Source organism: Nocardioides salsibiostraticola (assembly GCF_054783655.1).
Genome location: NZ_BAAGQD010000017.1, coordinates 196340 through 211057, shown reverse-complemented (window position 1 = coordinate 211057; position 14718 = coordinate 196340). Strand labels below are relative to the sequence as shown.

The following is a 14718-nucleotide window of genomic DNA, read 5'->3' as shown; positions in this document are numbered from 1 at the left end:
CGTCGTCGCCATGACGAACCTGGCGAAGCCGAGCATCTGATGTTGTCCCCCCAAGCCCGTGCGGCCATCGACTTCGCCGCCGGCGACACACCGGTCCACTCCCCCGACTTCGACATCCCCGCCGCTCGAGAACAGGCGCGGGCGGTTGCCGCAGACGAGCCGCGCGAGGCCGTCCGCGACGTCACCGACGTCGACGCCGACGGGGTTTCGTGTCGGCTCTACCGCCCCGTCGATGCGGCACCGGGTGTCGTCCTACATCTGCACGGCGGCGGTTTCGTGCTCAACGACATCGAGATCCACGACGCCTCGGCCCGCCGGTTGGCCAACCGCACCGGTCGCGCGGTGCTCAGCGTCGACTACCGACTCGCTCCCGAACACCCTTTCCCCGCCGCGCCCGACGACGTCGACACCGTCTTGGCCTGGCTGCAGCATTCGGCAGCCCAGCACGACCTCTCCGGTCCCCTGCTCGGTCACGGTGACAGCGCCGGCGCCAATCTCGCCCTCGTGGCTGCTCTGCGCCATCCCGACCGGTTCGCCGCGCTCGCCCTGATCTACCCCTTCCTCGACCCGACAGCGGCCACCGACTCACACCGCACCGAGACCGAGGCCTTCGATCCCCAGACGGTCGCTTGGTACTGGTCGCAGTACGCCGGTGGCGATCACTCGCAGTACACGAACCCCGACCTCGCGCCGTTGCTCTCGGACCGGTTGAGCACCTTGCCGCCGACGTTCGTGATGACCGCCGAGCACGATCCCCTGCGCGACGAGGGTGAACTCCTCGTCGAACGCCTGACCGAGCAGGGCGTCACCGTCGTGGCCACTCGGTTCCTCGGGCAGATCCATGGCTTCTGGCGTCACCCGACCGTGTTCCCCGCCGCCGAGCCCCTCATGCGACAGGCCGCGTCGTTCTTGGTCGACCAATCCCCCGGCTGAGTGCACTCGGGAAACCGGTGCGTGCTAGTTTCTCCTCGCTGCGTTTGACGCAGCACCCGCGGAGGTAGCTCAACAGCAGAGCATTCGGGTTCCACCCGAAAAGATGTGGGTTCAAGTCCTGCCCTCCGCTCCAAACGATCAGCGTCCAGCAGACGATCCCGGCCCTCAGTCGCGGGCCACGACCTCCAGAGCCATCCGGTAGCCGTCGATGCCGTGGCCGGCGATCACCTGGAGAGCGTGCGGTGTGACCACCGAGGTGTGTCGAAACTCCTCGGGCCGCTGCATCGGGTCGGAGATGTGCACCTCGACCAGCGTGGCCTCCAACTGGGCGCAGGCGTCGTACAGGGCCAGGGAGTAGTGCGTCCACGCCGCGGCGTTGAGGACCACCGGGGTCGCCTCGTCAGCGGCGGTGTTCAGCCAGTCGAGTAGCTCGCCCTCGTGATTGGTCTGGCGCACGTCGACGTCCAACCCCAACGCAACTCCCCAGGCGACGCACCGCTCGACGAGTTCGGCGTACGTCGTGGTGCCGTAGATCTCCGGCTGACGACGTCCCAGACGGCCCAGGTTGGGGCCGTTGAGCACCAGTACGCGGGTGGGCATCGACGTCACCCGTTGCTGACCGCCGAGAACGCGGCCCGGAGATCCGACTCGCTCGGTCCGTTGAGGATCCTGGGTCGGGCGACGTCGTCGAGGATCACGAAACGCAGCGTGTTGCCACGCGTCTTCTTGTCCATCGCCATCAGATCACGAAGGTGCTCGTAGGGAACCCCCTCGAAACCGGTCGGGAGACCGACCCGCTCGAGGATCGCCCGGTGTCGGTCAACGACGGCACGACTCAGGGAACCCGCCTGGGCCCCCAGCTCGGCGGCGAACACGCATCCCACGGCGACGGCCTCGCCGTGTCGGATCGCGTAGTCCTCGTTGCGTTCGATCGCGTGGCCCAGGGTGTGTCCGTAGTTGAGCGCCTCGCGGCCGGGGTGTCCGCCCGAGCCGCCGGTCTCCTTGAGGTCCTCGACCACGACATCGATCTTGACGGTGATGGCCCGTTCGATGAGCTCACGCAGGACCGACGAGGAGGCCACCAGACTTGCGGGGTCGTTCTCCTCGATGAGTCGCAGGATCTCGGGGTCGGCGATGAACCCGCACTTGACCACCTCGGCGAGGCCGGCGATCAGCTCGTCGCGGTCCAGGGTGTCGAGCATGGCGAGGTCGCAGATCACCCCGGAGGGCTCGTGGAAGGCTCCGACCAGGTTCTTGCCCGCCTCGGTGTTGATGCCGGTCTTGCCGCCCACCGCGGCGTCGACCATGGCCAGCAGAGTGGTCGGCACGTGGATGACCCGCACCCCACGCAACCAGGTGGCCGCCACGAAGCCGCCGAGGTCCGTGGTGGCTCCCCCGCCGAGCGTTACGACGGCGTCGGAGCGGGTGAACCCGCTCTCCCCCAGGGCGTCCCAGCAGCCGGCGGCCACTTCGTACTGCTTGGCCTCCTCACCCTCCGGGATGGCCAGCATCACGATCTCGAGGTCTTCCGGCACGTCTTCGAGGAGGTCGTCGACGAACGCCTCGAGACGCTCAGGGCAGATCACGGCCACGCGCTCAACGGCGTCGCCGAGCATGGGCACGAGGTGGTGGAAGACCCCTCGGCCGATCACCACGTCGTACGGCGAGCTGCCTCGCACGGGCAGCACGGTCTCACTCATCGATCGCTCTCCTGATCTGGTCGGCCACGTCCTGTGGCGAGGTCTTGTCGGTGTCGACCACGAGGTCCGCCACGGACTCATAGATCGGGGCCCGCTCGTCGAGCAGCGCCTTGATCTTCGCCCGGACGTTCCCGAGCAGCAGCGGCCGTGAGGTGCCGAGTCCGACCCGCTTCACGGCCTCGCCCAGACCGACCCGGAGGAACACCACCCGGTGGTCGGCCAGTTGCGTCTGTGTCTGGGGGTCCAGGACGGCTCCCCCGCCCAGGGACAGCACCCCGGTGTGTTCGTCGAGCGCGCGGCGCACGGCTTCGCGTTCGAGACCACGGAAGTAGTCCTCGTCGCGGTCGACGAAGATCTCCGCAACGCTCATCCCCGCCATCTCCTCCACGTCCCGGTCGGTGTCCCGGGCGGCCACCGCGAGGTCGGTGGCCAGGATGTCGGCGACCGTGGACTTGCCGGCCCCCATCGGGCCGACGAGCACGACCACGGGGCGGCTGGTGGTGCTCACTTGTAGGACAACGCGTCGAGGTAGCTCTGGGCGTTGCGACGGGTCTCGCCGACCGAGTCACCGCCGAACTTCTCCACCACGGCCTCGGCCAGGACCAGAGCGACCATGGCCTCGGCGACGATGCCGGCTGCGGGCACCGCACACACGTCCGAGCGCTGGTGGTTGGCGACCGCCTCCTCGCCGCTGGCCAGGTCGACCGTTCGCAGGGCACGGGGCACGGTGGCGATCGGCTTCATCGCCGCACGCACCCGCAACACCTCACCGGTGGTCATCCCGCCCTCGGTTCCGCCGGAGCGACCGGAGGTACGCCGGATGCCGTCCGCGGTCGGCACGATCTCGTCGTGCGCCAGGGAACCGGGGGTCGCGGCCAGGGCGAACCCGTCGCCGACCTCGACACCCTTGATCGCCTGGATGCCCATCAGCGCACCGGCCAGGCGGGAATCCAACCGACGGTCCCAGTGCACGTGCGAGCCGAGGCCCGGCGGCAACCCATGAACGACGACCTCGACGACCCCGCCGAGGGTGTCGCCGTCCTTGTGGGCCTGGTCGATGCGTGCCGTCATGGCGCTCGCGGTCTCGGGGTCCAGGCAGCGCACCGGGTCCTCGTCCAGTCGCGTGACCGAGGCGTCGTCGGCGTCGGGCCACAACCCGTCGGGGGCGCGAACACCACCGAGCTCGATGACGTGCGACACGATCCGTGCACCGACCGACTGCTCGAGGAAGTTGCTGGCCACCCGGCCCAGCGCCACCCGGGCGGCGGTCTCCCGGGCCGAGGCCCGTTCCAGGATCGGGCGTGAGTCGTGGAAGTCGTACTTCTGCATGCCCACCAGGTCCGCGTGGCCCGGACGGGGCCGGGTCAGCGGCGCGTTGCGGGCCAGTGCCGCCAGTTCGTCGGGGTCCACGGGGTCGGCCGACATGACCTTCTCCCACTTCGGCCACTCGGTGTTCCCGATCGTCAGGGCCACCGGACCGCCCTGGGAGAGGCCATGTCGCACCCCGCCGAGGATCGTCACCTGGTCCTGTTCGAACTTCATCCGGGCACCACGCCCGTAACCCAGACGACGGCGGGCCAACGACTCCGCGATGTTCTCGGAGGTGATCTCGACGTGGGCGGGTAGACCCTCGAGAATGGCGACCAGGGATTGGCCGTGGGACTCGCCCGCGGTAAGCCAACGAAGCATGGACGCAGTCTCTCAGGTTCCGAAGAGAGCCGAGACCAGGGGTTCGCCCACGGACAATCCCAGCAGTGCTCCTGCCAACATCGCCGGCCCGAACGGGTAAGCCTTCTTCAACTCGGCTCGATCCCACTTCAGCAGCGCCAACAGGAGTCCCGGCACCCCCAGCATGGGGAACCCGGCGTACATCCCGATCCCGAACTCGGCCCAGCCGGCGTGTGCGAGCACGAAGCCGAGCACGGCCGCCAGACGGACGTCGCCGAAGCCCATCCCGCGCGGGTAGATCCGCCACAACACCCAGAAGAACGAACGAGCGACCACCAGACCGATGAGGCCCCGGATCAGGGCATCGGGGTCTCGGTCCAGCACCGCGATCACGACCCCGGCCACCAGGACGTACGCCGTCGCGGGTAGCACGAGTCGGACCGGGAGGAGTTTCGTCCGCAGATCGATCAACGCAAGAGCAACGCCGACGGGGACCAGAGGCAGCCACAACACCAGGTCCGCGGCGCGATCCAGGGACGCCCCGATGGTGGCTCCGGCCACCGCACAGACCACCACCGCCCACACGGTCAGGTTCCGCAGTCGCCCGATGTCGGCGTACGGCTCCTTGACGCTGACCGCCGAACTCGTCGGGGCCGTGGGGTCGGGCTCCGGTAGCGAACCGATCAGCGGAGCCACCACCAGCCCGGACATCGCTGCGACAACCGCGCCGACAGCGAGCAGCGTCAGACTCATCTCCCGCTCGATCGGGGGGCCGATCGAGGCGTCGACGGAGCCGATCGCTGGGCCAACGCCTCCTGACCAGCGGTCCGCATGACGTCGAGCGGCGCCCTGCTGCCGGTGAACAGCAACACCTGGTAGGCCGCCTGGTGCAGCAGCAGATCCAGGCCCCCCACCAGGGCTTGTCCACGTTCCGGAGCGGCGGCGGCCAGCGGCGTGGGCCAGGGGTCGTAGAGCGCCTCGAACACGACCGCGAACCGGGCACACCGATCGACCAGCGCCTCGGTCTGGGCCTCGGCGGGCACGGTCGAGATCACGATGTCGCCGACCAGGCCGTCACCCGGTCCGGAGGCGAGCACGTCGTCGATCAGCGCGACCCGCACATCGGGGTGGGAACGGTGCCGCGAGATGGCTCGGAGCGTCTCCTCGGCCCGCTGCTCCGAACGGGCCACCACGGTGATCGACTCGGCTCCCGACTCGGCCATGGCCAAACCGGTGGAGGCCGCGGTGGCGCCGGCCCCGAGGATGGTCACCGCACCGACCGGTCCGTCGTACCGCTCCGCCAGGGCCGCCATGGCCCCGGGCAGATCGGTGTTGTCGGCGAAAAAGACACCCTCGTCGTGGATCAGCGTGTTCGCTGCTCCGGCCATCGTGGCGATCTCCGAGACCTGCTGAACCAGACCCATCACCTCCCGCTTCAACGGCATGGTCAGGGACAGTCCACGCACGTCGTCCCCCACGGTCATCAGGAACTCCGTCAGCCCACCCGAGGCGACCCGGATGGCGTCGTAGGTCCAGTCCAACCCCAACTCGGCGTACGCCGCCCGGTGCAGCACCGGGGAGAGCGAGTGGGCGATCGGGTCACCCAAGACGGCGCACTTCACGGCGGGGTCAGCACCGGTCGGACTGGGTGTCGCAGTACTCCTGAAGCTCCGCCTTGTAACGCAAGAACTCATCGTTGGTCGCGGCAAACTTCGTCAGGCCGGTCTCCAGGTTCACCGTCACGTAGAAGAGCCAATCCCCCTCGGTGGGGTTGGAGGCTGCCTTGATGGCGGCCTCTCCGGGGGCTTCGATGGGTCCGGGGGGCAGACCAGGCTGCTTGTAGGTGTTGTACGGCGAGTCGGACACCGAGTCGATCTCGTCGAACGTCAACCGGGCGATCGGCTCCCGACCCAATGCGTAGTTCACCGTGGCGTCGATCTGCAGCAACCCGTTGGTCACCCCGTTCTCGGGATTCTCCAGGCGGTTGTAGATCACCCGCGCAACCTTCGGCTGATCCTTGCCGCGGCCCTCGGCCTCGACCATGGCAGCGATGGTCATCAACTCGTGCGGGGTGTAACCGAGCCGTTCGGCGGCGCCCTCGAGATCGGCGTCGGAGGCAGCCTGCTCCCAGCGCTTCACCATGGCTTGGAGCATGGTCGTGGGGGTCTCCTTCGGCCCGAACCCGTAAGTCGAGGGGAACAGGTAGCCCTCGGGGTTGCCGTCCGCATAGTCGGGCAGACCGAGTTTGCCCGGATTGTCCAACACCTTCTGGAACTGCTTGCGATTGAATTCGGTCTGCTCACCGAGGATGTCGAGGATGTCCTCGACGCGCAGTCCCTCGGGGATCGTGACCGCGTTGGAGACGATGTTCGTCGGATCGACCAGCACGTCCAGGGCCTCGTCGGCGGCCATTTCCTCCTGCAAGGAGTAGAAGCCCACCTGGATGCCGGTGGAGGCGGAGTTGCCGGCGGCCGCGTTGGTGAACGCCTCCACGGAGGCGACGACGCCCTCGTCCTTGAGGTTCCGACCGATCTGCGCCACAGAGTCGCCCTGGGTGACTTCGAAGGCGACCTCGCCGGATCCGGGGCCCGGGAAGTCGGCGGCCTCGGAGAAGGCGTCGTCGAGGAAGTTCTTGCCGTACATCACGCCGTAGTAACCGAGGCCACCAAGGATCGCGAGCACCAACAACACCGGCAGACACCCAGCCAGTCGCCTGGCGGGTCCGCGGGTCCTGCGACGTCGGTTACCGGGAACCGTCTCGAGCAACGTGTCCTCCAGTGCTGCTGAAGGGGCCGGTGCCTCCACTGGTTCGCCCAGTGGTTCGCCTCGCGAGGGGTCGTCGACCGACCCCGCCTCACGACCGTCGTCAGTCATTGATCTCCTCTACGATCTCCCCGGGAGGATTCCCGGTTGCTCGTTCGGTGTCCAGGGCGTGCTGCAGGATGAGGACGGCGGCGGCCTGATCGACCACTGCCCGGCGCGAAGCGCCCGTGCGTCCCTGACCGCGGAGCATAGCCTCCGCCGAAACCGTCGTCAGACGTTCGTCGACCAGTCGGACCGGGACGGGCGCCACCCGTCGGGCGAGAAGCACCCCGAACTCGCGGGTCTTGACCGCGGCGGGGCCCTCACCGCCGGACAACGAGCGCGGTAGCCCCATCACGATCTCGACGACCTCGCTGGAGTCCTCGGCGACCTCGGCGAGGATCGCTGCGATCCGCTTGAGGTCGCCCTTGCCTCGTCGCACCGTCTCCACCGGGGTGGCCAGGAAGCCGGTCGGGTCGCTGCGGGCGACGCCGATCCGGGCGTCCCCGGGGTCGATCCCGATCCGTACGCCGAACCGCATCAGGAGGGGGTGTGACCGGCGACGGTGGCGACGACCTGCTCCAGCGCGGCCGGGACTCCGGCCGTGTCGGTGCCGCCGCCCTGGGCGACGTCGTCCTTCCCGCCGCCCTTGCCCCCGACATGGGGACCCACAGCGCGGACCAGGTCGTTGGCACTCAGGCCACGCTCGCGTGCCGCGTCGTTGACCGCGGCCACGACGGCGACCTTCTCGTCGACCGTGCCGATGATGACGACCACACCGGGCTGCCCGGCGGGCAGACGACCGCGTACATCCAGCGCGAGGGTGCGTACGTCGCCCCCTCCAGCACCGGCGGCGTGTCGGGCCACGACCTGCACCCCACCGACGTCGGTCGCCTCGGCAGCCATCGTTCCGGCTGCCGCGAGCACCTGGCCGACGCGGGCCTTCTCGATCTCCTTCTCCGCGACCCGGAGCCGTTCGACCAGGTCGGAGACGCGGCCGACGAGGTCGTCGGGTTGGGTCTTCAGCAGGCCGGTGAGTTGCCCCACCACGTCGCGTTCCTTGGCCAGGTAGGCGAAGCCCTCGACACCGGTGAAGGCCTCGATCCGGCGGTTCCCGGATCCGACGGAGGACTCGCTGGTCAGGACGATGGTGCCGATCTGCGAGGAGTGGTCGACGTGCGTTCCGCCGCACAGCTCTCGGGACCAGGGCCCACCGATCTCCACGACCCGGACCTGGCTGGCGTCGTAGGTCTCACCGAAGAGCGCGACCGCGCCCCACTCCTTGGCGTCCGGGAGCGACATGTACTGCCATCCGACCGGCAGGTCGGCACGCAACGCGTGGTTGGAGACCTCTTCGATCTCACGGACCTGCTCCGGGCTCAGCGCCGCGGTCCACCCGAAGTCGAGGCGCAGATAGCCGGGACGGTTGTAGGAGCCGGACTGCAACGCGCTGGGTCCGAGCACCTCCCGCAGGGCGGCGTGCACGACATGGGTGCCCGAGTGTGCCTGTCGTGCGCCGGTGCGCCAGTCCGGGTCGACCTGGGCGTGCAGGTTGCTGGCCGCGGACGAGTCGGCGGCGTACTCCCCGTCGACCACCCGGACCTGGTGGACGACCAGACCCCGCACGGGACGCTGGACATCGAGCACCTCCAGACGGCCTCCGTCGAACTCGATGATGCCGGCGTCGGCGACCTGTCCCCCCGACTCGGCGTAGAACGGAGTGCGGTCCAGGACGATCTCACCGATCTCACCGTTGGCCAGCGACCGAGCGGGTGCGCCGCCCTGGAGCAGGGCCAGGGGCCGCGACTCGGTGGTCAGCGTTTCGTAGGCCAACCATTCGGTCGGGCCGTTGGCGTCGAGGATCCCGCGGTAGACGCCGAGGTCGGCGTGCTGCCCCTTCTTGGACTTCGCGTCGGCCTTGGCTCGGTCGCGTTGCTCGGCCATCAACGACCGGAACCCGGGCTCATCCACGCTCAAGCCGGCCTCGGAGGCCATCTCCAGGGTCAGATCGATGGGGAAACCGTAGGTGTCGTGCAGAGCGAAGGCCTCCGACCCACCCAGCACCGAGGCGCCGGAGTCCTGGACCTTCTTGGCCGCCAGATCAAAGATCGTGGTGCCGGCCTGGAGCGTCTTGCGGAAGGCCTCTTCCTCGGCCAGGGCCACCCGAGAGATGCGATCCCAATCGGTGTGGAGGTCGGAGTAGGTCTCCCCCATCTTGTCCCGGCTGACCGGCATCAGCTCCGGAAGGGCGGGGTCCTCGTAGCCCAGCAGCCGCACGGAGCGGACGGCGCGACGCAACAGGCGGCGCAACACGTAGCCCCGACCCTCGTTGCCCGGGGTGACGCCGTCGCTGATGAGCATCATCGAGGAACGCACGTGGTCGGCGATGACCCGGAACCGGACGTCGTCCTCATGCCCCTGGTGACCACCGGCGCCGTAACGGCGTCCGGTCAGTTCCTCGGCGCGCTGGATCACCGGGAACATCACGTCGATCTCGTACATGTTCTCTTTGCCCTGGGTCAGGAACGCCACCCGTTCCAGGCCCATGCCGGTGTCGATGTTCTTCTTCGGCAATGTGCCGGAGATGTCGAAGTCCTCCTTCGAGCGCACCGCCGACAACTCGTCCTGCATGAAGACGAGGTTCCAGAACTCCAGGTAGCGGTCCTCGGCGGAGAAGTCCCCGTCGGCACCATAGGCCGGACCACGGTCCAGCAGCAGCTCCGAACACGGGCCTCCGGGGCCAGCCACACCCATCGACCAGTAGTTCTCGCTCTTGCCCAGGCGGGCGATTCGGTCGTCGGGCAGCCCGGAGATTTTCTTCCACAGCGCCACCGCCTCGGGGTCGTCGACGTACACGCTGGGGTAGAGCTTGTCCTCGGGGAACCCCCAACCGCCGTCGGCGACGGGCTTGGTGACCAACTCCCAGGCCAGCGCGATGGCCTCTTCCTTGAAGTAGTCCCCGAAGGAGAAGTTGCCGCACATCTCGAAGAACGTTCCGTGCCGGGTCGTCTTGCCGACGTCCTCGATGTCCGGGGTGCGCACGCACTTCTGGATGCTCACCGCCCGGTCGTACGGCGGCGCCTCCTGCCCGAGGAAGTACGGCTTGAAGGGCACCATTCCCGCGTTGACGAACAACAGGTTGGGGTCATCGAGAAGCAACGACGCCGAGGGGACTGCGGTGTGGGCACCCACGGTCTGGTTCTGCTCGAAGTGAGCAATGAACCGTCGACGAATCTCCGCGGTGTCCATCAGTTGTCTTCCTCTTCCTGTTCTGTGGGTGCTGCACTGGTCCTGCCGTTCTCGCCGGAGGTCAACGCCGGCGCCCCATCAGACACCAGCCCGAGCTGCTGCCTCATCTGGGGTTCGGTCTCGGCCCGACCCTGGGCCACCTCGTCGCGGAACATCCGCGCCCCGACCACCGCGGCACCGACCCGGTCACGCAGGCCGTCGGGGGTGAAGGCCTCCGCCGCACGGCGACCACGCACCATGGCGTAGACCCCGGCGCCGGCGCCCGCAACAAACCACAGTCCTCGGTTCATCAGGCGTGCTCCTGTCCGGTGTCGGCGACGAACGACCCGGCGGCACGTTGCCGGGCCTCCCACTCGCGACGGGCGATCCGCAGGTCGGCCTTGCGCTGCTTGCGGGAGCGCTTGACCTCCTGCTTCATCTCGAACCGGATGCGGTTGCGGGTCTCGGGCGCGAGCGCTCGACGCAGGCCCGCGCTCATCCCTGCGGCACGGACCGCCGTCTCGCGCAGCAGCAGATCAGCGAACACTCCCCGCGGCAGGGAGCGGACCTCGACCTCGCGTCGGTGTGAGGCTGAGGAGTCATCCATACCGTCCGAGTGGTCGGGGTCGGCCGGGTCCCCGAAGCGGGTGATCACATAGTCCGCGCGGTCGAGGTGAGCGACGTCGGACTGCGAGGCATCGCCTTCATCCAGGCGAGCCTCGAGTCCGGCCACCTGATCGGCCAACGCCTGCGCGGCCTGCTGCGTCAGGCGCATCTGAGCCTCAGCACGGCGGTGAGCCGAGCGGACCATCAGCCCGAGGGCGAGGATGACCAACAGCACAACGCCCGCGGCGGCGAGCACGGCCCAGACGGGCACGCTCCAGTCCTGTGTCATGGTGCCCGACCCTATCTGTTGGCCCCCGGCCCGGACCCACCCCGGATGATCCGCCGGACGCGTTCCCACCGTTCCTTGATCCCGGCTTCCGCACCCAGGCTCGTCGGTCGGTAGTACTCGGCGTCGGCCACCTCGTCCGGCGCGTACTGCTGTTCCGCGATGCCGTACGGCGCATCATGGCTGTAGACGTACTCGGTTCCGTGTCCGAGTTTCTGTGCCCCGGGGTAGTGGCCGTCGCGCAGGTGGGCGGGGACGGAGCCGATCCGACCGGCCCGCACGTCCTGGGTCGCCGCGGCCAGCGCGGTGGTGACCGCGTTGGACTTGGGGGCCACCGCCAGAGCGATCGTGGCCTGGGCGAGGTTGAACTTGGCCTCGGGCATCCCGATCAGCTGCACGGCCTGAGCGGCCGCCACGGCCGTGGTCAGTGCGGTCGGGTCCGCCAGGCCGATGTCCTCGCTGGCCAGCACCACGAGTCGGCGGGCGATGAAGCGTGGGTCCTCCCCCGCCTCCATCATCCGGGTCAGGTAGTGCATGGCCGCGTCGGCGTCGGAGCCGCGGATGGACTTGATGAAGGCACTGATCACGTCGTAATGCTGGTCACCCTGGCGGTCGTAGCGCACCGCTGCGCGATCCACGGCGGTCTCCGCGGTCTCCAGGTCGATGGTCGATCCCTCGCGAGACACCGCGGCCCGGGCGCAGGCCTCCAGGTAGGTCAGGGAACGTCGGGCGTCTCCCCCGGCCAGACGCACCAGGTGGTCCATCGCCTCGGGGGTGACGTCGTACTCGCCGCCCAGTCCGCGCTCGTCGGTCAACGCCCGGGTCAGGACCTCGCGGATGTCGTCCTCCGAGAGGGACTGCAGGGTCAACAACAGGCTGCGCGACAGCAGTGGGGAGATGACGCTGAAGTTGGGGTTCTCGGTGGTCGCGGCGACCAGGCTGACCCACCGGTTCTCGACACCGGGCAGGAGCGCGTCCTGCTGGGCCTTGCTGAACCGGTGCACCTCATCGACGAAGAGCACCGTCTCGGCACCGGTACGCACCAGTCGGTTGCGGGCGGTCTCGATGGCCGCCCGCACCTCCTTGACCCCTGCGGAGACTGCGGAGACCTCCACGAAGGCGCGCTCCGTCTGGCCGCTGAGGATGGAGGCGATGGTCGTCTTGCCCGTTCCCGGGGGTCCCCACAACAACAGGGAGATCGATTCGTCGGCGTCGATCAACTGTCGCAGCGGTGACCCGGGGGCTCTGAGGTGGGACTGGCCGGCGAGTTCGTCGAGGCTGGTCGGCCGCATCCGGACCGCCAACGGAGCGCCCGCCGCGGGTCGCGCCGCCAGAGAGCCGGCGCCAGGTGGCACCGGACCCCGATCGGCGACGTCGAAGAGACCATCGGGCACATCATCGGAGGTCACTCGCGGAGGCTACCCGGCTGGACCCGACCCCTCAGGAGGAGCGGGTGCCGGTGATCGTGGTGAAGTCCTCCGCGAAGTGACACGCCGACAGGTGCTGACCGACCTGATCGCGTCGTTCGATCAACTCGGGCACCTCCTCGGAACACTTCGGCTGGGCGATCGGACACCGGGTGTGGAAACGGCACCCGCTCGGCGGATTGGCCGGCGAGGGCACGTCTCCCTCCAGCCGGATGACCTCACGGGTGCCCCGCAGCGTCGGATCCGGCACGGGCACGGCCGACAACAGGGCCCTGGTGTACGGGTGCGTGGGACGGTCGTAGATCTCGGTGTCCGTCCCGATCTCGGCGATCTTACCGAGGTACATCACCGCGACCCGGTCCGAGATGTGGCGTACGACGCCGAGGTCGTGGGCGATGAACACGTAGGCCAGACCGAGCTCGCGCTGGAGGTCCTCCATGACATTGATGACCTGAGCCTGGACCGAGACGTCCAAGGCGGAGACTGGCTCGTCGCAGACCAGCACCTTGGGGTTCAGGGCGATGCCCCGGGCGATCCCGATCCGCTGACGCTGCCCGCCGGAGAACTGGTGGGGGTAGCGGTTCACGTGCTCGGGGGCGAGCCCGACCATCTCCATCAGTTCCTGGACCCGCTGACGCTTGCCCCCCTTGGGGACGGCGTCGGGGTGGATGTCGAAGGGTTCGCCCACGATGTCCGCCACGGTCTTGCGGGGGTTCAGGGAGGTGTAGGGGTCCTGGAAGACGATCTGGATGTCGCGGCGGATCCGACGCATCTCCTTGCGGCTCGCCTCGAAGACGTTGACCCCGTCGAAGTGCAGGGAACCCGCAGTGGGTTCTTCCAGTCGCATCAACAGTCGGCCCAGGGTGGACTTCCCACACCCGGACTCCCCGACGATGCCGAGCGTCTCGCCGGCGTGCAGGTCGAAGGAGACTCCGTCGACGGCCTGGACCTGGCCCACGGTGCGGCGCAGGATGCCGCTACGGATGGGGTAGTACTGCTTCAGGCCCTCTGCGCGCAGGATCACCTCAGCCATGAAGAACCTCCTCTGAGAAGTGACAAGCGCTCGATCGGTTGTGGCCGACTTCCTTCAGTTCTGGCATCTCGACCCGGCACACGTCCCGGGCCCGGTGACACCGCGGGTGGAACGGGCAACCTCGCGGCATCGCGAAGAGGCTGGGAGGCATCCCGGGGATCGCGAAGAGCTTCTCCCCCTTCTGGTCCAACCGTGGGATCGACTGGAGCAGTCCCTCGGTGTAGGGGTGACCCGGAGCGGCGTAGAGGTCGAGAACGTCGGCGGTCTCGGCGATCGAGCCGGCGTACATGACGGCGATCCGGTCGGCCACGTCCGCCACGACACCGAGGTCGTGGGTGATGAGGATCAGCGCCATCTGCTGTTCCTCCTGCAACTCCTTGAGCAGCTCCATCACCTGGGTCTGGACGGTGACGTCCAAGGCGGTGGTGGGCTCATCGGCGATCAGGACCGACGGGTCCAGGGCGATGGCCATGGCGATCATGATCCGCTGACGCATGCCGCCGGAGAACTGGTGAGGGTAGCTGTTGACCCGCTCCTTGGCGGCCGGGATGCGGACCCGCTCCATCAGACGAACGGCCTCGGCCTTGGCGTCCGAACGGTTCATGCCGCGGTGCACGCGGAACATCTCGCCGATCTGCCAACCGACGGGGAACACCGGGTTGAGCGAGGACAGGGCGTCCTGGAAGATCATCGAGATCTCCGGCCCACGGATCAGTCGACGCTCTTCGTCCTTGAGAGTCAGCAGGTTGGTTCCGCGGAACAGGATCTCTCCGTGCGGGATCTTGGCCGGTGGCATGTCGAGGATGCCCATCACCGCTTGGGCGGTCACCGACTTGCCCGAACCGGACTCGCCGAGGATCGCCAGGGTCTCGCCCTCCTCGAGGGAGAAGTTCACCCCGTTGATGGCCTTGGCGACCCCGTCGCGGGTGTGGAACTCCACGTGGAGGTCCTTGACCTCGAGCAGCGGCGCCTCGGGGTCGATGTAGTCCTCCAACCGTTTGGCCTCGCGTTTGGCCTCACGCTTGGTCTCGCGCT

General features: G+C 68.5%; 15 protein-coding genes and 1 tRNA gene. 2 read left to right on the top strand and 14 right to left on the bottom strand.

The genetic code is table 11. From position 1 onward, the window contains the following. Positions 1 to 39: 39 nt before the first annotated feature. Together ACYVLV_RS11640 and ACYVLV_RS11635 are read left to right on the top strand one after the other, a co-directional pair. Positions 40 to 933, top strand: a complete 894-nt coding sequence (locus tag ACYVLV_RS11640; RefSeq protein WP_460810100.1) for an alpha/beta hydrolase — start codon at positions 40 to 42, stop codon at positions 931 to 933. A gap of 58 nt (positions 934 to 991) precedes the next feature. Then, positions 992 to 1066: transfer RNA gene (locus tag ACYVLV_RS11635), tRNA-Gly, on the top strand. A gap of 32 nt (positions 1067 to 1098) precedes the next feature. On the opposite strand, the gene ACYVLV_RS11630 is transcribed toward ACYVLV_RS11635, so the two are convergent. Genes ACYVLV_RS11630 through ACYVLV_RS11565 form a run of 14 tightly spaced genes read right to left on the bottom strand, consistent with a single transcriptional unit; the run spans position 1099 to position 14665 of the window. Beyond that, positions 1099 to 1533, bottom strand: coding sequence for a type II 3-dehydroquinate dehydratase (locus tag ACYVLV_RS11630; RefSeq protein WP_460810099.1), 435 nt, complete (start codon positions 1531 to 1533; stop codon positions 1099 to 1101). Positions 1534 to 1538: 5 nt separating this feature from the next. Beyond that, the gene (aroB, locus tag ACYVLV_RS11625; protein ID WP_460810097.1) at positions 1539 to 2633 is read right to left on the bottom strand and encodes a 3-dehydroquinate synthase; all 1095 of its coding nucleotides are present in this window, start codon (positions 2631 to 2633) and stop codon (positions 1539 to 1541) included. Further along, entirely contained in the window at positions 2626 to 3141 is a 516-nt protein-coding gene (locus tag ACYVLV_RS11620) for a shikimate kinase (RefSeq protein WP_460810095.1), read from the bottom strand. Before ACYVLV_RS11620 ends, aroB begins: the two co-directional genes overlap by 8 nt. Then, complete coding sequence (gene aroC, locus ACYVLV_RS11615; RefSeq protein ID WP_460810094.1) at positions 3138 to 4322, bottom strand: chorismate synthase; 1185 nt, start codon at positions 4320 to 4322, stop codon at positions 3138 to 3140. Before aroC ends, ACYVLV_RS11620 begins: the two co-directional genes overlap by 4 nt. 12 nt (positions 4323 to 4334) lie before the next feature. Then, entirely contained in the window at positions 4335 to 5054 is a 720-nt protein-coding gene (locus ACYVLV_RS11610) for a prepilin peptidase (protein ID WP_460810093.1), read from the bottom strand. Beyond that, complete coding sequence (locus tag ACYVLV_RS11605; RefSeq protein ID WP_460810091.1) at positions 5051 to 5923, bottom strand: shikimate dehydrogenase; 873 nt, start codon at positions 5921 to 5923, stop codon at positions 5051 to 5053. Before ACYVLV_RS11605 ends, ACYVLV_RS11610 begins: the two co-directional genes overlap by 4 nt. 7 nt (positions 5924 to 5930) lie before the next feature. After that, on the bottom strand, positions 5931 to 7175 hold the full coding sequence (gene mltG, locus ACYVLV_RS11600) for an endolytic transglycosylase MltG (protein ID WP_460810088.1): 1245 nt from the start codon (positions 7173 to 7175) through the stop codon (positions 5931 to 5933). Continuing rightward, entirely contained in the window at positions 7168 to 7644 is a 477-nt protein-coding gene (gene ruvX / locus ACYVLV_RS11595; RefSeq protein ID WP_460810086.1) for a Holliday junction resolvase RuvX, read from the bottom strand. The genes mltG and ruvX overlap by 8 nt, the downstream gene beginning before the upstream one ends. Then, complete coding sequence (alaS, locus tag ACYVLV_RS11590; protein ID WP_460810085.1) at positions 7644 to 10352, bottom strand: alanine--tRNA ligase; 2709 nt, start codon at positions 10350 to 10352, stop codon at positions 7644 to 7646. Before alaS ends, ruvX begins: the two co-directional genes overlap by 1 nt. Then, positions 10352 to 10642 (bottom strand): DUF6167 family protein, encoded by a 291-nt coding sequence (locus ACYVLV_RS11585; RefSeq protein ID WP_460810083.1) that lies wholly within the window; start codon positions 10640 to 10642, stop codon positions 10352 to 10354. The genes alaS and ACYVLV_RS11585 overlap by 1 nt, the downstream gene beginning before the upstream one ends. After that, on the bottom strand, positions 10642 to 11226 hold the full coding sequence (locus ACYVLV_RS11580) for a hypothetical protein (protein WP_460810081.1): 585 nt from the start codon (positions 11224 to 11226) through the stop codon (positions 10642 to 10644). The genes ACYVLV_RS11585 and ACYVLV_RS11580 overlap by 1 nt, the downstream gene beginning before the upstream one ends. Positions 11227 to 11237: 11 nt before the next feature. Further along, entirely contained in the window at positions 11238 to 12617 is a 1380-nt protein-coding gene (locus tag ACYVLV_RS11575) for a replication-associated recombination protein A (protein ID WP_460810248.1), read from the bottom strand. Positions 12618 to 12663: 46 nt separating this feature from the next. Beyond that, positions 12664 to 13683, bottom strand: coding sequence for an ABC transporter ATP-binding protein (locus ACYVLV_RS11570; protein WP_460810080.1), 1020 nt, complete (start codon positions 13681 to 13683; stop codon positions 12664 to 12666). Next, a complete protein-coding gene (locus tag ACYVLV_RS11565) occupies positions 13676 to 14665 on the bottom strand; it encodes an ABC transporter ATP-binding protein (protein WP_460810247.1) in 990 nt (329 codons plus the stop codon). The genes ACYVLV_RS11570 and ACYVLV_RS11565 overlap by 8 nt, the downstream gene beginning before the upstream one ends. Positions 14666 to 14718: the final 53 nt, after the last annotated feature.